The sequence below is a fragment of the Hymenobacter terrenus genome (assembly GCF_000972495.1).
GTDB lineage: Bacteria > Bacteroidota > Bacteroidia > Cytophagales > Hymenobacteraceae > Hymenobacter > Hymenobacter terrenus.
The window spans coordinates 279,187-297,894 of record NZ_LATM01000002.1 but is presented as its reverse complement, the minus strand read 5'-3'; the positions used below and the strand labels follow the sequence as shown (position 1 = coordinate 297,894).

Genomic DNA, 18,708 nt, shown 5'->3' with positions numbered 1-18,708 from the left:
GGCAAACGTACCGAGCGGGAGCAACCATTCTGGCTGCATCTTATCCGAATTACTGGTTAATGTTAGGTGGCGGTACATGGTCGTTTGCTTTTGTTGCGACAAAGGTTGATGATTAATTTTTAAGGCGCAAATTAATTTTCGAATTAATTATTAATTATTTTCGAAAAGCGTGAAATCACGTCAATTATAGAAATTTTCGTGTCGAATTAAAATCCAACCGGGTAGTCATTGGCTTCAACCTGTCTAATAGCTTTGCAGTAATTACAACGATATGCCGCGCCTCGCCACTTCCGACCACTATACGCTGGATTTACCCGAAGGGCACCGGTTTCCAATCGCCAAATATGCCCTCATAAAAGAGCAGCTGCTGTGGCAAGGCATCGCCGGCCCGAAAGATTTTTACGAGCCAGGCCTATGCGCCGAGGAGGACATTCTGCGGGTGCACACCACCGAATATTGGCATAAGGTGCGCGACTTACAGCTGTCGGCCGCTGAAGTGCGGCGCCTGGGCCTGCCGCAGAGTCCGCAGCTGGTGCGTCGGTCACTGAGCAGCAGCGCGGGCACCTTGCAGTCGGCCTTGCAGGCACTGCGCGAGGGAGTTGGCCTTAACCTGGCTGGCGGCACCCACCACGCCTTCGCTGACCGCGGCGAGGGCTTCTGCGTGCTAAACGACCAGGCCATTGCCGCCGCGCATTTGCTGACACACGGCTTGGCAAAGCAAATTTTAATCGTGGATTTGGACGTGCACCAGGGCGATGGCACGGCAGCTATTTTTCAGAAGGAACCCCGCGTATTTACGTTTTCCATGCACGCCGGAGCTAATTATCCGCTTCGCAAGGAGCAGTCTGATTTAGATGTTGCGCTGGAATTAGGCACCGGCGACGATGAATACCTACGGCGGCTGCGCGATACGCTGCCGGCATTGCTATCTCAAGTGCAGCCCGATTTCATCTTCTACCAGGCCGGCGTAGATGTGCTGGTCACCGACAGGCTCGGCAAGCTGGGTCTGACGCTGGCCGGCTGCCGGCAGCGCGACGAATTAGTGCTAGGCCTATGCCACGCCCGCCAGATTCCGGTAGCTGTGAGCATGGGCGGCGGCTACTCTGAGCGGCTAGCCGATATCGTCGATGCACACTGCAACACGTTTCGGGTGGCTTTTGAACTGTGGCCGTAGTAGTTGGACAGAGCGGTAAATACCTCGCTCCCACCTGCCCGCACTGATACGTTGCCACTGTTCTTACCTTTGTAAGTCAATGAAAAACCCTGATTCGGCGCACCCCACACCCATTATTATACCCGTTCGACTTAATGAGAAACCGCTTGGCTCATCCGCTCAGCAGGCTTTTCGGCAAGCCATTCTGGACGTAGAAAACCTGCGGGAACGGCTGCGCGACCTGCGCGCCGAACAGGCCGAAGCCCGACGGCGCTATTGGCAGCAGGTGGGCCCGGCCGCCACGGCAGTAGTGGCGGCGCGGCGCAGCTTATTTCCCTCATTGGAAGAGGCGCTGCTGCTGGGCTACTTCAGCCGCTTGGAAGAGCAGCAGATTATGGAGTTAATTCTGGGCAATGCGCGGGCGCTGGAAGAGCGGTTTGGGGAGGATGAAACCGCCATAATCCGTAAGTACGCCCCGGCAGGACGAGGCAATAGCGCGGCATCTAAAGTCAACGACAAGAACGAAGGAACTGCCCAAGCCGAAGCAGACTTCACCCCCGACCCGACCCAGCCGCCCCATGAGCAAGCGGCCGCCGCGGCCCAGGCTCGGCGCAAAACCAAAGCCCAACGCCAACAGGAAGCCACCGAGCAGGCTGCCAGAGCCGACCAAAAACAACTCGAAGCCAATACCAAAACCATCTACCGCCAACTGGCCCGTACCCATCACCCGGACCTCGAACGCGACCCCGAAAAGCAAGCCAACAAAACCGCGCAAATGCAGCGCATTACCGAAGCCTACGAGGCCGACGACCTCTACACGCTACTGCAGTTGCTGGCCGAATCTGGTCCCGCCGATGCCGACTCCGACGATGTGCTAAGCCGCTATACCCGCGCCCTGCTCCAACAGCAAATTATCCTGAAGCAGGCAATGAACGAGGTAAAATATGGCCCCAGCGGCTTCCAAGGTGCTTCGGCTAAAAAGCAGGAGGCCGAGCTGCGTCAACTCAAACGCGACCTGCGCGCCGAAGCCGAGTACGTGCAGCACGTAGGTGCACTGCTGCGAGCGCCCGATGGCCTGCGCAGTGTGCTCCGGCAATTAGCCGCCGAAGGCTTGGATAGTATCTGAGTAAAACGTTGACTTGGCCGAAGCATCTTTACCGCAGCCGCAACTGTACTAATGCCTAGGTATTAGCTGCGCATAGTGGCGAGGCCGCAGATTGGCTTGATTAAGCAATAAAGGCCACCGCCGATTGCACTACGGCCACATCACGCAGGATGCGGTTGTGGCCCAGCCCCTGCGTAGCGTGTAATACTGCTCCCGGCCAGGCTGCAACAATCTGCTTGCCTTCTGAAAACGGCACGATTTCATCGCCTTCATCGTGGATAATCAACACTTTTTCGGCGCCAATACTAGGCCCCGTTGCGGCGGCAGCGAAAGAATCGGCTGGGCGGCCGGTGATTTGCTCGATGTGCAGGACAAACCGTTTTACCAAATCATTGGACAAGTATAAAAAATCGGCGAAGCGCGCGGCTACCGCACGCGGGCTCACGGGCGCACTAAGCAGCACCAGCCGTGGCAGCAAGGCGCCAGGCGGGCGCACCGGCATGCCCGCCACCGACGCAGCCCCGAACGAATGGGCTACAATGGCGCGCACCTCCCCCACCGTGTCTATCACCGCCTGCACGGCTCCGGCGAAGCTCGTGAGCGTTGCCAGCCGCCCACCCGAAGCGCCGTGCGCTGGTCCGTCGAGGGCTACCACGCGGTAGCGGGCCTCCAACAAAGGCTGCACCCAGGCTCGCCAGAAACTAGCGCGGTGCTCCCACCCATGCACCAATACCACGGCCGGCGCGGCAACCGGGCCCCACTCGTACACGGCCACGGGGCCCGTTTCATAGGCCACGGTGCGCCGCCGAGCGTCGACCAGTGCGAGTGCTTCCCAGGCTTTGACAGGCAGGCGTCGCGGCGTGCAGAATAGCCGCCAGGCTTGCCGAAATGCCACTGTCGGCGCCACGGCCCACAGCGCTTTCAGCTGCCAGCGCAACCACCGCAAGCCGGCTGGCGGGGAGGGATAACGAATTTGCGGGGCGACGGGCACAAGCGGTTCAGCCATAAATAAGTGGTGAGCGGGGGAATAGGTATTGATCATGGAAATACCCGAAAAGAATTGTGGTACATGTTTGGGCGGGGCCGGGGCAACTCAGCACCGCAAACGAATAATTTCCTTTCTTTAAATCACCACAAGGGCTAAAGCAGCGGATTCTATGGCTGGAAGAGCTCCAGCCGTACTTGATTCACGATGACCTGAAACGGGGTTTCGTCGTGCACGCGGGCTACTTGTAGCGCCCCCGCCAGCGTGGTTAGCACTTGCAAGGCCTTGGCGGCCGGGCTACCCACGAAGCGCATGGTGCCGGTGGCCCGGCCCACGGCCAACACCTGGGCCAGCCACTCCGTCAGCTCGCGGTTGAACGTGCGCAACTCCGCCTGCATGGAGGTGGGCAGGGTACGAAAATCAGCCGCCAAGGCTCCGAACAAGCACACGCGTCGATCATGACTGAGGTGGCCGTCATATACCGCAAGCAGAGCTTCAAACTGCTGATTTGGGGGCAAATCGGCTACGCGGGGCAAATCGCGCCACTTGCGCAGGCGGCGCAGCTGCCGGGTCACCAAGGCCGTGCCGAGGTCGTCTTTGCTAGGATAATGGTAGTGAATGGCAGCGGGCTTTACGCCCAACTCGCGGGCCAAGTGCTGGTAGCTAAAGGCATTGAAGCCCCGCTCCAGCAACAGTTCCTCGGCCAAGTCGAGAATGCGGGTACGGGTATCAGGAGGAAGTGAAGCAGAAGGGACTTGGGTTGGCATAACACGACAAATGTACAACTTACTTACTAATTAGTAAGTTTTGTTTTGAGGCAAAAAAACACCCTCCTCGTGTCCGAGAAGGGCTTTTTCTAGAAAGCTATGATGATTGGCTTATTCCTCTGACCCCAGCCCCAGAGCAGCAACGGCAGCTTGCACGGCGTCTACGCGGTAGGCCGGTGCAGTAGCAGGCGCTTGGAGTAGACGTAGCAGACGGCGGTATTTGGTGCGGCCTTCGGCGAGCATTTGTTCACTGACCTCGATGGTGAAAACGCCAAAAGGCTCGACTTTTTGCACTCCTACCAAGAGAAACCGTTCCGCTCGTAAAGCATCGGTATAGAAGGCGGCTTGGCGGTCATAGTCATAAGCCGAGCACTGCCAGAGGAAATGGTCGGCATCGCGCGCCATGGTAGTTTTAAAGTCGATGATGGTGAAAGGCTGGTCGGGCTGGTCCACCACGAGGTCGGCACGTAGCTTACAGAGTGTGCCGGTTTCGGGCTCAGTGAAGAGGACACTCGTTTCGGGAATGCCCTGGGCCAGCAGCCCAGCCAAATGGGTGTTGAGCTTCACTCCATCAACCAGCCACCACACCAGTGTATCATTCAGGCCAGGCTGCCCAGGCACGTAATCATCTGGTTCGAGCAGGGCAGTATGGAAGGCAGTTCCAAAGCTCAGCGCCCCCTCGTTGGAAGTGGCTTGGGGCCGCGGTGGGCGGCCATCAAGGGCGTCGCGCAGGCGCGAGAGGTCCGAATTGGCAACGGCGGGCAGGGCCCGATAGGTGTCGTAGTCAAGGCGCAGCAGGTCGGGACGACGGAAGGGAATAGTGGAGTCGGGCATAATAAAATAGTAACAACGAAAGCCCTATAATTGCTCCACTCAAACTCCACTTTGGCCAAGGGATAGCGACATTACAGCACGGTGCATACTTGGGGACAGCGGGCCGTATGGGCCTGATTTCGGATTGTGAGCAGGTAGAGGCGCCAAGTATCGCGTCTCTACCTGCTCATTTAGTCAGCTCTGTCGTATGGCTCCTGCTGTTCAACGAGGAGACGCCAAGTGTAACGTCTCTACCTCATTCCACGGGCCATAACCTACCCTTTTACAGCACCAAACAGCGCACTTCGCTCCTTCCAGCGCTGAATTTTACCTGCGATTTCAGCTAGCCCAGGGTTATGAATACTACCAAGGTGCGTAGTGTGAAATTCGCGGTGCGGCACATAGCTGCCATCTTCCACAGCCCGGCCCACCTGCTGGTATGCATCGCGAAACGGCACGCCTGCCAGAATCAGCTGATTGATATTTTCGACCGAGAAAATAGGGTCATACTTAGCCTGCTCAATCACACCCGCTTTAATCTTGATTTCGGGGAGGGCAAACAATAGAATGTCCAATAAATCAGCAAACTCCATCATTGGCCCAAACAGCAGTTCCTTGAGCAACTGAAAGTCGCGGTGGTAGCCGCTGGGCAGGTTGCTAGTGGCCAAAATAATATCGTTGGGCAGCGCCTGGAGGCGATTGGCATGGGCGCGCACCAGTTCAAAAACGTCAGGGTTTTTCTTGTGCGGCATGATACTGGAACCAGTGGTAAACTCCTTAGGCAGCGTCACAAAGCCTAGGTCCTGGCTGTTGTAGAGCACCAAGTCGTACGCGAGCTTGCCCAGCGTGCCAGCCGCACCGGCAATGGCAAACGCCAAGGTTTTCTCGGTTTTACCGCGCAGCATCTGGGCACCTACGGAACTCACCGCTACACCGCCAAAGCCCATTTCCCGCGTCGTCATTTCCCGGTCAATCGGGAAACTACTCCCGAAACCTGCGCCCGAACCCAGCGGATTCTGGTCAGCTACGATGTGTGCGGCTTCAAAGACCGCCAAATCAAGCAGTAAATGCTCGGCATAGGCCGAAAACCACAAACCGAAGCTGCTCGGCATTGCCGCCTGAAAGTGCGTGTAGCCCGGCAATAAATCTGCTTGGTGGAGGGTTGCTTTCTGAAGCATTACCTCCACTAGCGCTAGGATTTTAACGGCAATCTGCTCTGTGTAGTCTTTAATGAACAACTGAATAGCAGTCAATACCTGGTCATTGCGCGAGCGGGCCGTGTGGATTTTCTTTCCCGCATCGCCGTATTTCTCAGTGAGGTAGTACTCTATCTTCGAATGCACGTCTTCAAACGCTGCCTCAATCTGAAACGTGCCCGCCGCAAGTTGCGCCAATAACTCGTCTAAGCCCTGAATTAGCTGCGCCTGCTCTTCCGCCGATATCAGACCGACTTTTGCCAGCATATTGGCTTGAGCTTTGGAGGCCAGCATATCAAATGGCGCGAGGTGCATGTCCAGCGCCCGGTCCTGGCCCACGGTAAATTTCTCGATGGTATCGTTTACCGAAAATCCTTTTTCCCAAATCTTCATAGCGCAAGGTTTTGCCAAGTTAAAATCAAGTCTTGCAAGGTATATATTAGTAAGCAACCATAGCCAATTACAATTTACCTAAAGGCGATGAACACTTATTTAAAATTAAAAAAATAGCGCTACTTACTTTTCAAACTTAGCGAAGCTTTGCGCGTCGAGGTCTGTCAGTAATTCAATGTAATCTCGAATACCAGCGCGTATCTCACTCACCAAAATATATTCATCGGGACTATGCGAGCGGGCACTATCTCCTGGCCCTATTTTCAGGGTTTCAAAGGGCATCATAGCTTGGTCCGATAGCGTTGGTGAGCCGTAAATCTGCTTACCCATTGCCACACCTTTGCGCACCAACGGGTGGTTTTCGCTAATACTTGAAGAATTAAGGTGCGTGGAACGCGGCACTATTTCCGACTTTATATTAGCCCGGATGATGTCGATAATTTGCTGATTTTGGTAGAGCTCATTCGTTCGTACATCTACCACGAACTGGCAGCGGTCGGGCACCACATTATGCTGTTGGCCAGCCGTTATTTGCGTCACGGTCGTTTTCACTGGCCCGAGCAGCGGCGACACCCGCGGAAACTGATATTGACGCAGCCACTGAATATCGTCCAACGCTTTGTAAAGGGCATTTTCTCCCTCATCACGAGCCGCGTGGCCGGTTTTGCCGTGGGCAGTTGCATCGAGCACAATCAGTCCTTTTTCCGCAATTGCAAGGTTCATATTTGTTGGCTCTCCTACTATTCCTAAATCAATATGGCCTAATTCCGGCAGCACACTTCTAATTCCATTTGCACCCGAAATTTCTTCTTCTGCTGTTATGGCGCAAATTAAATTAAATTCGACAGTTTTATTCTGAAAATAGAGAAAAGTAGCCAGCAAGCTTACTGCCGCAGCACCTGCATCGTTACTACCTAATCCTATTAATTTATCGCCTTCAAGTGTGGCACCAAAAGGTAAGTAATTCCACCCAGCTCCGGCTCTCACCGTGTCGTGATGCGAGTTGAGGAGGACAGTGGGCTTTGCTGAATCAAAATGGAGTGCTATAGCCCATACGTTATTGTGCTTGCGGTTGACGGCTACGCCTTGCGCCACCAGAAAATCCTGAATTAATGTGGCCGTATCAGCTTCTTCCCTCGAAAAAGAAGGCGTTTGAATCAGTTGAATTAATAACGCTATTGCTTCATCGGTGAGCTGGTTGACTAACTCAGACATAATTCCGTTTTTAACGTGCCATTAATACGAAGCGCGTGCTGAACAATCACTCTTTTCACACCAAAATTCAACGCCTCAAAAGCATTCTCTAATTTGGGTAGCATACCGTCGGCAATAACTCCCCGTTGTTTTAATTCAAGATATGTAGTTGGAGTAATCTTTGAAATCACCGAGTGGTTGTCATCAATATTTGTCAAAACTCCATTTTTCTCAAAGCAAAAATGGAGTTCAACCGCATATTGAGGGCTTAATGCTTTAGCAACCGATGCTGCGATAGTATCGGCGTTGGTATTGAGTAATTGTCCGGTGCCGTCGTGGTTAATTGGACAAAATACGGGCGTTAATCCGAGCGCTAAAAACTGGTGAACGATGCTGGCATTGATACTAGCCTCGTCGAGGTCGCCCACAAAACCGTAATCTACCTCCCGTACCGGGCGCTTCCGAGCCCGAATCACATCAGCATCGGCACCACTGAGCCCTAATGCATTAACTCCCAGGCTTTGTAAAGCTGCGACTATCTGCTTGTTGGTTTTGCCCGCGTAGAACATCGTCACAATGTCCAGTGTAGCCGCGTCGGTAATGCGGCGGCCGTTCACAAGGCGCGGCGCAATACCAAGGTTGGTCATCATCTCGCTGGCCCCTTTGCCGCCACCGTGCACCAGTATTTTGGGGCCGCTTATTTCCGAAAATAGCCGTAGAAATTCCAGTAAATCCGGCTCGTGGTCAATTATACCGCCGCCTATTTTAAATATTTTTAACTCAGACTTCATCACTAGTTCATAGTAAGCGTAATTGCAGGGCTGGTGACAGTTATTTCAAAATAACTGCGTGATTTCTTGCAGGCAAAAGTAGGAGCTTTTACATTTGCAGCAGAATTGAACCTCTAGGTTAGGACACTCGTTTAAGCGTCCAAATCACTATTCCCCCGCCATGGCCCTCCTGGTTTATCCGTCTGCTTCGCTTCTTTCCGCCGCCTGGCCGGGAGTAGCTGGTGTGTGCGAAACCGCCTGCGCCTTGGTGCGACGACCCTAGCGGCTTCAACAGCCGCATGTTGGCCCCTTGGCCAGCCCTTTTGAGCCGGGCTAGTATCCGCTCACGCTTACCGACAGATTTTGGGCTTTAGCAGGAATTACACGCAGCAAACGTGTGTCCGGACAGCCGCGTATCTATCCCTAAGTTTCTAATTAACAATGACTATTCGGGTTGCAACGGCAGCGGACGCTCAGTACGCTGATTTATTATGTCAATGGTACGTCGAGTCGGCCAAAACACGGGGCACGGGCATCGCCAAGCGCGAGCCAGCCTACGTGGCCCAAAAGATGGCTAGCGGCGACAGCGTTATCGCCTTTGTCGAAGACGAGCTAGCCGGTTTCTGCTACATCGAAACGTTTGACGATAAGACCTTTGTGGTCAACTCCGGGTTGGTAGTTAATGCCGGCATTCGCAAGAGCGGCGTGGGCCGGGCCGTCAAACAGGCCGTGTTCGACCTGTCGCGCTCGAAGTACCCTACGGCCAAAATCTTCGGCATTACCACCAGCTTGGCCGTGATGAAAATCAACACCGAGCTAGGTTATAAGCCCGTGACATTCTCGGAGTTGACTGCTAGTGAAGATTTCTGGAAAGGCTGCAAGAGCTGCAAGAATTACGGCATCCTGATGGAAAACGAGCGCAAAATGTGCCTCTGCACTGGCATGTTATTCGAGGCGTCCAACACTCCTGTACAACTCCAAATCCCCAGTTTTTCGGCCGATAATCAATCTATTTCCCCTGACTCCGCATCTGATTCTGCATCATGAAGAAAAAAGCCATACTAGCCTACAGTGGCGGCCTCGATACGTCGTTTTGTGCCGTGTATTTGTCTCGGGATTTGGACCTGGAAGTTCACACTGTTATTGTGAACTCAGGCGGCTTCACGGCGGAAGAATTGGCGACCATTGAGAAGCGCGCCTACGAGTTGGGCTCAGTGAAGCACGAGGTAATTGACGTAACGACCCGTTTCTACCGCGACTGTCTGCGCTACCTGCTGTTTGGCAATGTGTTGAAGAACGACACCTATCCTCTCTCAGTGAGCGCCGAGCGCATGTTTCAGTCGCTGGCCATTGCCGAATATGCACGCGCTAACGAGGCCGACTACATAGTTCACGGCAGTACGGGCGCCGGCAACGACCAGGTGCGTTTCGATGTGGCCTTCTCAGTTATCGCGCCCAAAACGGAGATTCTGACGCCCATCCGCGACTTGAAACTATCGCGCCAAGCCGAAATTGAATACTTGCAAAAACAGGGCTTCGAGATGAGTTGGGAGAAAGCCCGCTACTCCATTAACAAAGGCATTTGGGGCACCAGCGTAGGTGGCGTCGAAACCCTGACTTCACACGAGGCACTGCCTGAAACAGCCTATCCGTCGCAGCTGCGGCGACAGGATTCAGAGCGTGTGGAAATCACCTTCGAAAAAGGCGAGCCAGTGGCACTGAACGGCGAAACGTTGGAGCCGGTAGCTCTAATTCAAAAGTTGAATGAGTTGGGCGCAGCATTTGCCGTCGGCCGCGACATTCACGTGGGCGACACCATTCTGGGCATCAAAGGCCGCGTAGGTTTCGAAGCACCCGCGCCACTCATTCTCATCAAGGCCCACCACTTGCTGGAAAAGCATACCAGCACGCGCTGGCAGTTGCTGCACAAAGACTACATTGCCAACTGGTACGGCACGCTGCTGCACGAGGCGCAGTACCTCGACCCGGTGATGCGCGATATGGAGGCCTTTCTGGAGTCGTCGCAAAACCACGTGTCGGGCAAGGTATTTGTCAATTTGAAACCGTATCAGTTTGAGTTGCTCGGCATCGAGTCGAAATACGACATGATGCAGTCGAAAGTGGCTACTTACGGCGAAGAAAACAACGCTTGGGACGCCCGCGACGCCCGCGGTTTCATCAAGATTTTCGGCAACCAGCTGAAGATTAGCAGCAGCCTGCACGATGAAAATTAAGGTTGGCATCGTAGGCGGCGCTGGCTATACAGCCGGCGAGCTCATCCGCATTCTGCTGCACCACGAGCACGCGGAACTAGGTGCCATCGTTAGCTCTTCTAACGCGGGCAACCTCGTGTACCAGGTGCACGACGACCTAGTGGGCGAAATCAAACTGCGCTTTGCCACGGAACTGGCTGGCGACGAAGACGTAGTTTTTCTCTGTCTGGGTCACGGTGATTCTCGGGCGTTTCTGGAAAACAACAACTTACCCGCCACCACGCACATCATCGACCTGAGCAACGATTTCCGCTTGGAAAATGACCGGGAATTTGACGGCCGCGAGTTTGTGTACGGCCTACCAGAACTGAACAGAAGCAGTATTCAGCAAGCCCAGAGCATTGCTAATCCCGGCTGCTTCGCCACGGCCATTCAACTGGCGCTGCTGCCACTGGCCGGCGCGGGCCGGCTGACGGATGACGTGCACGTATCGGCCATCACCGGCTCGACCGGCGCGGGCCAGAGCCTGTCGGAAACAGTGCATTTCTCCTGGCGCACCAACAACGTATCCATCTACAAGCCCTTCACGCACCAGCACCTCGGCGAAATCGGCGAGAGCCTGGCGCAGCTACAGACGCAACTGGACACGGCGATTCATTTCATCCCCTACCGCGGTAATTTCTCGCGGGGCATTTTTGCCAGCGTGTATACGCCTTCGGATTTGACGCAAGACCAAGCACGGGAGCTGTACCGGAATTTCTACACCGACGCGCCGTTCACTACAGTTTCGGAAAAGGAAATTCACCTCAAGCAGGTAGTGAATACCAATAAATGCCTGTTGCACGTGCAGAAACTTGGCAAGCAGCTGCTTATTACCTCAATCATTGACAACCTAGTGAAAGGGGCTTCCGGCCAAGCCGTGCAGAATATGAATTTGCTTTTTGGGCTACCGGAGACGACAGGTCTTCATCTTAAATCGGTGCTTTTGTAATGCATCGCCAGAACGTCATGCCGAGCGGAGCCGAGGCAGCTCGCGTGGGGTGGTCATCCAATCAATCATTGGACGATGCGAGCGAGATGCCTCGGCTCTGCTCGGCATGACGTTTTTCCTGATTCCTAAGCTCTCTAACACCTAACCTCTATTTCACATGGAGCTTTTCAACGTTTATCCGCTCGTCAACATCACGCCTGTGAAGGCGCTCGGCGCCAAGCTGTGGGACGACCAGGGCCAGGAATACCTGGATTTCTACGGCGGCCACGCTGTTATTTCCATTGGCCACAGCCATCCGCACTACGTGCAGCGCCTGACGGAGCAACTGCAAAACATCGGCTTCTACTCTAACTCGGTGCAGATTCCGATTCAGACGCAGCTGGCGCACAAGCTAGGTCAGGTTTCAGGCTACGAGGACTATGCGCTGTTTCTGTGCAACTCCGGTGCTGAAGCGAATGAGAATGCGTTGAAGCTAGCCTCCTTCCATACCGGCAAAAAACGTGTGGTGGCCTTTAAAGGTGCATTCCACGGCCGTACTTCCGGCGCAGTGGCTGCCACTGATAATCCCAAAATTGTCGCGCCCTTCAACGCGGACCATGCCATAACCTTTGTCGATTACGACCTGAAGGCCGTGGCCAAATTGCTACACGGCGGCGATGTCTGCGCCGTTATTATCGAGCCCATTCAGGGCGTAGGCGGCATCATTATGCCCTCTGATGATTTCCTACAGGGCCTCTCCTTATTGTGCGGTGCACACAACGTCATCCTAATTGCCGACGAGGTGCAAAGCGGCTACGGACGCAGCGGTAAGTTTTTCGCCCACCAGCACGCCGGTATCCGGCCCGATATCATCTCCGTGGCCAAAGGCATGGGTAATGGCTTCCCCATCGGCGGCATCCTGATTTCGCCAAGATTGAAAGCTTCGTATGGCTTGCTCGGCACCACGTTTGGTGGCAACCACCTGGCTTGTGCCGCGGCCCTGGCCGTGCTAGAAGTCATTGAGGAGGAAAATCTGATGGCCAATGCCGCTGAGCTAGGCCAGTACCTAAGCACCAAATTGGAAGCCAACGCCGGCGCCGAAGAGATTCGCGGCCGCGGCCTAATGGTGGGAATCAAGTACGACTTTCCCGTCAAAAACGTGCGCGACAAGCTGCTTTCGGAACATCACATTTTTGTAGGCAATGCTTCCGACCCCACAGTTCTGCGCTTGCTACCACCGCTCAATATCACCAAAGCCGAAGTTGACCGATTTTTGGAAGCGCTATACGTTCTGACCGCAGCCGAAGTAAGAGCGCTGTAGAGACGCGACAATTCGCGTCTCGTCGTTGAACGACCTGCGTCATAAATGACAGATCAAAACAACGTCAGCAACGATTGAGACGCGAACCGCAGGTCGGCGTAGCCAAGTGTCGCGTCTCTACATCCTAACAGTAACAATCTATGATGCATCAAGTAAAACTCATTCTCGAAGACGGCACCACCATCGAAGGCGACTCCTTCGGGGCCTTTACCTCTGCAGCGGGCGAAGTCGTGTTCAGCACGGCCATGACGGGCTACCCCGAAAACCTCACCGATCCGTCCTTCGCCGGGCAGATTTTGGTGCTCACCACTCCTATGGTGGGCAACTACGGCGTGCCCGGCGAGGAACTATACGAGTCGATTTCAAAGATTTTCGAATCGGATAAGATTCACATTGCCGGCTTGGTGGTGAACTACTACTCCGAGGAGCACAGCCACTGGAACGCCGCTAAAAGCCTCGGCGACTGGCTGAAGGAGTACAACATCCCCGGCATCTGCGGCGTCGATACCCGCCTGCTCACCAAGAAACTGCGTGAGAATGGCGCCCTGCTGGGCAAAATCGTAGCCGAGGACGACGTGCCCTTTCACGACCCCAACCTCGACAACTTAGTGGCGCAGGTGAGCCACCCCGGCGTGCAGCACTACGGCAAAGGCCAGCACAAAATCGTGCTGGTGGACTGCGGCACTAAAACCAACATCCTCCGCTGCTTTCTGGAGCGCGACGTAGAGCTGATTCGCGTACCTTGGGACTACGACTTCACCACGCTCGACTACGACGGCCTCTTCCTAAGCAACGGCCCCGGCGACCCCAAGATGTGCGAGGCCACCATCAGCCACCTGCAAACGGCCCTGGCCCAGGACAAGCCTATTTTCGGCATCTGCCTGGGCAGCCAGCTCATGGGCCTGGCGGCAGGCGGCGACACGTTCAAGCTGAAATACGGCCACCGCAGTCACAACCAGCCCGTGAAGCTCACCGGCACCCAGCGCTGCTACATCACCAGCCAGAACCACGGCTTCGCGGTGGACACGGCCACGCTACCCGCCGAGTGGACCGTGCTGTTCGAGAACCTGAACGACGGTACCTGCGAAGGCATCAAGCACCAGACCAAGCCGTTTTTCTCCACCCAGTTTCACCCCGAAGCTGCCGGCGGGCCCCAGGACACCGAGTATTTGTTTGATGACTTTTTGAAAGCGGTGGTGGAGTATAAGTCCGGTAAATAGCAGAACGACAAATCCAGAACGTCATGCAGAGCGCAGCGAAGCATCTTGCCCGCTTCGTTGGAAGCTTTGCAACCCAGCTCATACCAATCAGAAGACCCTCGGGTAGAACCTATGTTATATCAGCTATTGGATGTGATTTCATCGCCTCACCGCTGGCCAATTGTTAAAACAATGGCTATTGGTGCTACGATAATTTGGTCTTCATCTAAAATAGCAGATATCGTGTCAGTTGGGCCTGGTCCCATTGATGACATAACTAGAACAAGCATCATCAACTCAACAATTACTGCTTGCGCCTGGATATTAATATGTGTTTTTCTTTCATACATATCGCATACAAGACGTTTAGTTCGCACAAATAAGAATGGCAAAATATCTTTTATAACAATGTGGGTACTTTACACCTATTTGGCGTTGTACATGCTGCTACTTTGTGTATTTATCCCATCAGCAAATGATAATTTTCTTGAGCATGAACCAGGACAACCTTTGTTTGGCCTAGTTTCTAATTTGAGTCTTTTAGCATAAAAAATAATGAGTGTAAGCTTGTCCCAACGAAGCGGGCGAGATGCTTCGCTGCGCTCTGCATGACGTTCTTTTTTAACATGACCACACCAAACGGTCTGTTACCTAACCCTTAGAATGAACAAACCCAACAAAGTTCTCGTCCTCGGTTCTGGCGCCCTTAAAATTGGCGAAGCCGGGGAATTCGATTATTCCGGCTCGCAGGCGCTGAAGGCGCTGAAGGAGGAAGGCATTCGCACCATCCTCATCAACCCCAACATTGCCACCGTGCAGACGTCGGACAATATCGCCGATGACGTGTACTTCCTGCCCGTGACGCCCTTCTTCGTGGAGGAAGTCATCAAAAAAGAGCAGCCTGATGGCATTCTGGTAGCTTTCGGCGGCCAAACGGCGCTGAACTGCGCCGTGGCCTTGTTCCGCGGCGGCGTGTTTGAGAAGTACGGGGTGCAGGTGCTGGGCACCCCCGTGCAGAGCATCATCGACACCGAGGACCGCGACATTTTCAAGGACAAGCTCGCCCAGATTGGCGTGCTGTGTGCCCGCAGCGTGGCCGTGACGACCATGGAAGACGCCCTGGCGGCCGGGGAGAAAATCGGTTTCCCGATTATCGTGCGGGCGGCGTTTGCGCTGGGCGGGCTGGGCAGCGGTTTCGCCAACAACATGGACGAGCTGCGGACGCTGGCCCAAAAATCCTTCACCACTTCCGACCAGATTCTGGTGGAAGAATCCTTGAAGGGCTGGAAGGAAGTGGAGTACGAAGTGGTGCGTGACCAGTACGATAACTGCATCACGGTCTGCAACATGGAGAACTTCGACCCCATCGGCATCCACACCGGGGAGAGCATTGTGGTGGCCCCGTCGCAGACGCTGAGCAACCGCGAGTACCACAAGCTGCGCAGCATCGGCATCCAGACCATTCGCCACCTCGGCATCGTGGGCGAGTGCAACATTCAGTACGCGCTGGACCCCGTTTCCGAAGATTACCGCGTGATTGAGGTGAACGCGCGCCTGTCGCGCTCCTCGGCGCTGGCCTCGAAGGCTACGGGCTACCCGCTGGCGTTTGTAGCGGCCAAGCTGAGCTTGGGCTACTCATTGTCGGAGCTAAAAAACAGCGTGACGCAGACGACTTCGGCGTTTTTCGAACCGGCCCTCGACTACGTGGTGGTGAAGCTGCCGCGCTGGGACCTCGGCAAATTTGAGGGCGTGAACCGGCATATTGGCAGCGCCATGAAGAGCGTGGGCGAGGTCATGGCTATCGGCAAGTCCTTCGAGGAAGCCATCCAGAAAGGCCTGCGGATGCTGGACACCGGTAAACGCGGCTTCGTGGCCAACAAGCCCGAAATCGTTGACAAGGCGACGATTGACAAGCTACTGAGCGAGCCCAACGAAGAGCGCATTTTCGCCATCAACCTAGCATTTGAGGCCGGGTACACGCTCGACCAGGTGCACGAGCTGACCAAAATCGACCACTGGTTTTTGCAGCGCCTGTCCACCATTTTCCAGCTCAGCAACAAGCTCGCTGAAGGCCGGGCGAATGGCCTTGCGGGCTTGGAAACCGCCTTGCTGCGCGAGGTCAAGAAAGCCGGTTTTTCGGACCAGCAGATTGCCGTGAAGCTGCTCGGCGAGGGAGACGTGAAGGCCGATGAGTTGCTGGTGCGCGCCCGCCGCAAGGCGCTGGGCGTGGTGCCAGTCATCAAGCAGATTGACACGCTGGCGGCCGAATTTCCGGCCAAAACCAACTACCTCTACAGCACCTACCACGGCACCGAAAACGACCTGGCGCCCGAAACCGACAAGTCCGTCGTGGTGCTGGGCTCGGGCGTGTACCGTATTGGCAGCTCGGTGGAGTTTGACTGGTGCGGCGTGAATGCCGTGCAAACGGCTGCCGCCGAGGGCTACAAAACCATCCTCATCAACTACAACCCCGAAACCGTCTCGACCGACTACGACGTCTCGGACCGGCTGTATTTTGAGGAGCTCAGTTTCGAGCGGGTGCTGGACATTCTGGATTTTGAACAGCCGCAGGGCGTGATTCTCTCTACCGGCGGCCAGATTCCCAACAACCTCGCCACCCGCTTGGCTGAGGCCGAAGCGCCCATCCTGGGCACCGCGCCGGCTCGCATCGACGAGGCCGAGAACCGCCACAAGTTCTCCAGCATCATGGACGAGCTGGGCATCGCGCAACCCCGCTGGCAGGAGTTGACCTCGCTGGACGCCATGGACGAGTTCGTGCGCGAAGTTGGCTTCCCGGTGCTCATCCGGCCGAGCTACGTGCTGTCGGGCGCGGCCATGAACGTGGTTTCCAACGGCCACGAGCTGGAAGCCTTCCTGCAAACCGCCGTGGCAGTAAGCGCCGAATACCCGGTGGTGGTGTCGGAATTCATCCAGGAAGCCAAGGAAATTGAGCTTGACGCGGTGGCCGACCACGGCGACATTGTGAGCTATGCCATCTCCGAGCACGTCGAGTTTGCCGGCGTGCACTCCGGCGATGCCACCATGTACTACCCGCCCCAACGGGTGTACGTGGGCACCATCCGCAAGCTGAAAATCATCGCCGAAAAGATTGCCAAGCGCTACGAAATCAGCGGCCCGTTCAACATCCAGTTCCTGGAGAAAAACGGCGAAATCCGGGTGATTGAGTGCAACATCCGCGCCTCGCGCAGCTACCCGTTCGTGTCGAAAGTATCGGGCAACAACCTCATCCAAAAGGCCACCCAGGTGCTGCTAGGCAAGAAGGTCGAGCGCGACGAAAGCGAGCGGGTGTACGACCTGCCCTTCGTGGGCGTGAAGGCCCCGCAGTTCTCTTTCACCCGCCTCCCCGGCGCCGACCCGGTGCTGCGCGTCGACATGGTGAGCACCGGTGAAGTGGGCTGCCTGGGCGACACCGCCGAGGAAGCTCTGCTGAAATCGATGCTGAGCGTGGGCTACAAAATCCCGCAGCAATCGGTGCTGATTTCCGGCGGCCCTATCATCTCGAAAGTGGCCCTGCTCGCGCCCGCCGCGCTGCTCATTAAAAAGGGCTACACCGTGTACGCCACCCAGGGCACGCACCGCTTCTTCGCCGAAAACGGCATTCCCAGTAGCCTGCTCTTCTGGCCCGATGACTTGCAGGAGCCCAACGTGCTGACATACCTGAAGGAAAAGAAAATTGACTTAGTCATTAATATACCGAAAAACCTGTCGAAAGGCGAGTTGGATAATGATTACAAAATCCGCCGCACGGCCGTGGATTTCGGCGTCGGTTTGCTGACGAATGCGCGGCTGGCGAAGGCGTTTATTCAGGCCTTCTGCTCGCTGGAGATGAAGGACCTGAAGATTAAGAGCTGGAACGAGTATAAGGCCATGTAGCTTCGTTAAAAGGTAGAAGGTTGTTAGAAGTTTAAGCAAAAATCCTTAACTTGTAAACATACCTTCTACTTTTTCAGCTCCATGGGAAAATTTACTGTTCGCTTTCTTTCACAGGACAAAGACATTCACCGGGAAAATTGGAACCGGGATTGGCAACACGCTTACGACTTAGCTTCTCGGTACGACATCCAAGAAATGAGTAAGCTGAAGCATGATGGTGAAGACTTTGTTTTGGATTTCAATGTTTCTCTATTAGGGGAAAGTATTGATTGGGAGTATGCGACTTATCCGAGCGAAAAGATAAAAAAAGCAGTTGCTGCCATAATCTCCTTTGAACCTATTCACCGGCAGTTGAGAATAATCAAGGAGAAAATCCAGTCTTGCCAGTTTGAAGAACGACGTTATTTAGAAACGTTTGGTCGAGAAGCTCTGCGCATAATTGAGCAAGCAACACCTAGTGAAGGTGCATCCCTTCTAGCAGGAGCCAAAAAAGAGGCTAACAAAGCCATGGAGCATTCCTTGGGCAAAGAAGTGAAGCAGGCAGTCGAGTTGAAAAAGACCAGCAGAACTTCTCAGCGCAGTATAGATTTAGCTATGAAAGACGCCAGATTCTATCTGATTAGAGATATTGACTTATTTATTCAATCAGCAACCATTTACCACACTCTATAGCCTTACTGATTAGAGCCTAGGCTTACCTTCGCCCTACCGCACGGTTTTTCCACCTCACCACAC

General features: G+C 54.7%; 16 protein-coding genes. 9 read left to right on the top strand and 7 right to left on the bottom strand.

The annotated features are described in order from the left end of the window. Positions 1–271: 271 nt before the first annotated feature. Both WX88_RS05760 and WX88_RS05755 read left to right on the top strand, forming a co-directional pair. The gene (locus WX88_RS05760) at positions 272–1,174 is read left to right on the top strand and encodes a histone deacetylase family protein (RefSeq protein WP_046243365.1); all 903 of its coding nucleotides are present in this window, start codon (positions 272–274) and stop codon (positions 1,172–1,174) included. A gap of 79 nt (positions 1,175–1,253) precedes the next feature. Next, positions 1,254–2,279, top strand: coding sequence for a J domain-containing protein (locus WX88_RS05755; protein ID WP_046243364.1), 1,026 nt, complete (start codon positions 1,254–1,256; stop codon positions 2,277–2,279). Positions 2,280–2,379: 100 nt separating this feature from the next. Here the strand turns inward: WX88_RS05755 and WX88_RS05750 are convergent, their stop codons facing one another. From WX88_RS05750 to argB, 6 genes are all read right to left on the bottom strand, one after another. Then, the gene (locus WX88_RS05750; RefSeq protein WP_197076685.1) at positions 2,380–3,264 is read right to left on the bottom strand and encodes an alpha/beta fold hydrolase; all 885 of its coding nucleotides are present in this window, start codon (positions 3,262–3,264) and stop codon (positions 2,380–2,382) included. Between the two features lie 149 nt (positions 3,265–3,413). After that, positions 3,414–4,010 (bottom strand): TetR/AcrR family transcriptional regulator, encoded by a 597-nt coding sequence (locus WX88_RS05745; protein ID WP_046243363.1) that lies wholly within the window; start codon positions 4,008–4,010, stop codon positions 3,414–3,416. Positions 4,011–4,121: 111 nt separating this feature from the next. After that, positions 4,122–4,844 (bottom strand): PD-(D/E)XK nuclease-like domain-containing protein, encoded by a 723-nt coding sequence (locus tag WX88_RS05740; RefSeq protein WP_046243362.1) that lies wholly within the window; start codon positions 4,842–4,844, stop codon positions 4,122–4,124. A 254-nt stretch (positions 4,845–5,098) separates the two neighbouring features. After that, the gene (gene argH / locus WX88_RS05735; RefSeq protein WP_046243361.1) at positions 5,099–6,412 is read right to left on the bottom strand and encodes an argininosuccinate lyase; all 1,314 of its coding nucleotides are present in this window, start codon (positions 6,410–6,412) and stop codon (positions 5,099–5,101) included. A 123-nt stretch (positions 6,413–6,535) separates the two neighbouring features. Continuing rightward, a complete protein-coding gene (locus WX88_RS05730) occupies positions 6,536–7,627 on the bottom strand; it encodes a M20 family metallo-hydrolase (RefSeq protein WP_046243360.1) in 1,092 nt (363 codons plus the stop codon). Beyond that, positions 7,615–8,397: an acetylglutamate kinase gene (argB, locus tag WX88_RS05725; RefSeq protein ID WP_046243359.1), complete on the bottom strand. Its 783-nt coding sequence runs from the start codon at positions 8,395–8,397 to the stop codon at positions 7,615–7,617. Before argB ends, WX88_RS05730 begins: the two co-directional genes overlap by 13 nt. Before the next feature lie 420 nt (positions 8,398–8,817). Here argB and WX88_RS05720 point away from each other — a divergent pair, with 420 nt between their 5' ends. The 5 genes from WX88_RS05720 (at position 8,818) to carA (ending at position 14,100) form a co-directional block, all read left to right on the top strand. After that, complete coding sequence (locus WX88_RS05720) at positions 8,818–9,423, top strand: GNAT family N-acetyltransferase (protein WP_046243358.1); 606 nt, start codon at positions 8,818–8,820, stop codon at positions 9,421–9,423. Then, positions 9,420–10,610 (top strand): argininosuccinate synthase, encoded by a 1,191-nt coding sequence (gene argG / locus WX88_RS05715; protein ID WP_046243357.1) that lies wholly within the window; start codon positions 9,420–9,422, stop codon positions 10,608–10,610. The genes WX88_RS05720 and argG overlap by 4 nt, the downstream gene beginning before the upstream one ends. Beyond that, positions 10,600–11,580: an N-acetyl-gamma-glutamyl-phosphate reductase gene (gene argC, locus WX88_RS05710; RefSeq protein ID WP_046243356.1), complete on the top strand. Its 981-nt coding sequence runs from the start codon at positions 10,600–10,602 to the stop codon at positions 11,578–11,580. Before argG ends, argC begins: the two co-directional genes overlap by 11 nt. A gap of 157 nt (positions 11,581–11,737) precedes the next feature. Beyond that, the gene (locus tag WX88_RS05705) at positions 11,738–12,880 is read left to right on the top strand and encodes an aspartate aminotransferase family protein (protein ID WP_046243355.1); all 1,143 of its coding nucleotides are present in this window, start codon (positions 11,738–11,740) and stop codon (positions 12,878–12,880) included. Positions 12,881–13,020: 140 nt separating this feature from the next. After that, positions 13,021–14,100, top strand: coding sequence for a glutamine-hydrolyzing carbamoyl-phosphate synthase small subunit (carA, locus tag WX88_RS05700; RefSeq protein ID WP_046243354.1), 1,080 nt, complete (start codon positions 13,021–13,023; stop codon positions 14,098–14,100). Positions 14,101–14,246: 146 nt separating this feature from the next. Here the strand turns inward: carA and WX88_RS05695 are convergent, their stop codons facing one another. Next, complete coding sequence (locus WX88_RS05695) at positions 14,247–14,429, bottom strand: hypothetical protein (protein WP_046243353.1); 183 nt, start codon at positions 14,427–14,429, stop codon at positions 14,247–14,249. Positions 14,430–14,742: 313 nt separating this feature from the next. On the opposite strand from WX88_RS05695, the gene carB reads away from it, so the two are divergent. Continuing rightward, positions 14,743–17,973 (top strand): carbamoyl-phosphate synthase (glutamine-hydrolyzing) large subunit, encoded by a 3,231-nt coding sequence (carB, locus tag WX88_RS05690; protein ID WP_046243352.1) that lies wholly within the window; start codon positions 14,743–14,745, stop codon positions 17,971–17,973. 81 nt (positions 17,974–18,054) lie between these two features. Further along, positions 18,055–18,645, top strand: a complete 591-nt coding sequence (locus WX88_RS05685) for a hypothetical protein (protein ID WP_046243351.1) — start codon at positions 18,055–18,057, stop codon at positions 18,643–18,645. Positions 18,646–18,708: the final 63 nt, after the last annotated feature.

What these genes read in the sequence shown, in the direction of transcription:
- WX88_RS05760 (WP_046243365.1), top strand. Translation starts at nt 272, where the DNA reads ATGCCGCGCCTCGCCACTTCCGACCACTATACGCTGGATTTACCCGAA.
- WX88_RS05755 (WP_046243364.1), top strand. Translation starts at nt 1,254, where the DNA reads ATGAAAAACCCTGATTCGGCGCACCCCACACCCATTATTATACCCGTT.
- WX88_RS05750 (WP_197076685.1), bottom strand. Translation starts at nt 3,264, where the DNA reads ATGGCTGAACCGCTTGTGCCCGTCGCCCCGCAAATTCGTTATCCCTCC.
- WX88_RS05745 (WP_046243363.1), bottom strand. Translation starts at nt 4,010, where the DNA reads ATGCCAACCCAAGTCCCTTCTGCTTCACTTCCTCCTGATACCCGTACC.
- WX88_RS05740 (WP_046243362.1), bottom strand. Translation starts at nt 4,844, where the DNA reads ATGCCCGACTCCACTATTCCCTTCCGTCGTCCCGACCTGCTGCGCCTT.
- argH (WP_046243361.1), bottom strand. Translation starts at nt 6,412, where the DNA reads ATGAAGATTTGGGAAAAAGGATTTTCGGTAAACGATACCATCGAGAAA.
- WX88_RS05730 (WP_046243360.1), bottom strand. Translation starts at nt 7,627, where the DNA reads ATGTCTGAGTTAGTCAACCAGCTCACCGATGAAGCAATAGCGTTATTA.
- argB (WP_046243359.1), bottom strand. Translation starts at nt 8,397, where the DNA reads ATGAAGTCTGAGTTAAAAATATTTAAAATAGGCGGCGGTATAATTGAC.
- WX88_RS05720 (WP_046243358.1), top strand. Translation starts at nt 8,818, where the DNA reads ATGACTATTCGGGTTGCAACGGCAGCGGACGCTCAGTACGCTGATTTA.
- argG (WP_046243357.1), top strand. Translation starts at nt 9,420, where the DNA reads ATGAAGAAAAAAGCCATACTAGCCTACAGTGGCGGCCTCGATACGTCG.
- argC (WP_046243356.1), top strand. Translation starts at nt 10,600, where the DNA reads ATGAAAATTAAGGTTGGCATCGTAGGCGGCGCTGGCTATACAGCCGGC.
- WX88_RS05705 (WP_046243355.1), top strand. Translation starts at nt 11,738, where the DNA reads ATGGAGCTTTTCAACGTTTATCCGCTCGTCAACATCACGCCTGTGAAG.
- carA (WP_046243354.1), top strand. Translation starts at nt 13,021, where the DNA reads ATGATGCATCAAGTAAAACTCATTCTCGAAGACGGCACCACCATCGAA.
- WX88_RS05695 (WP_046243353.1), bottom strand. Translation starts at nt 14,429, where the DNA reads ATGTATGAAAGAAAAACACATATTAATATCCAGGCGCAAGCAGTAATT.
- carB (WP_046243352.1), top strand. Translation starts at nt 14,743, where the DNA reads ATGAACAAACCCAACAAAGTTCTCGTCCTCGGTTCTGGCGCCCTTAAA.
- WX88_RS05685 (WP_046243351.1), top strand. Translation starts at nt 18,055, where the DNA reads ATGGGAAAATTTACTGTTCGCTTTCTTTCACAGGACAAAGACATTCAC.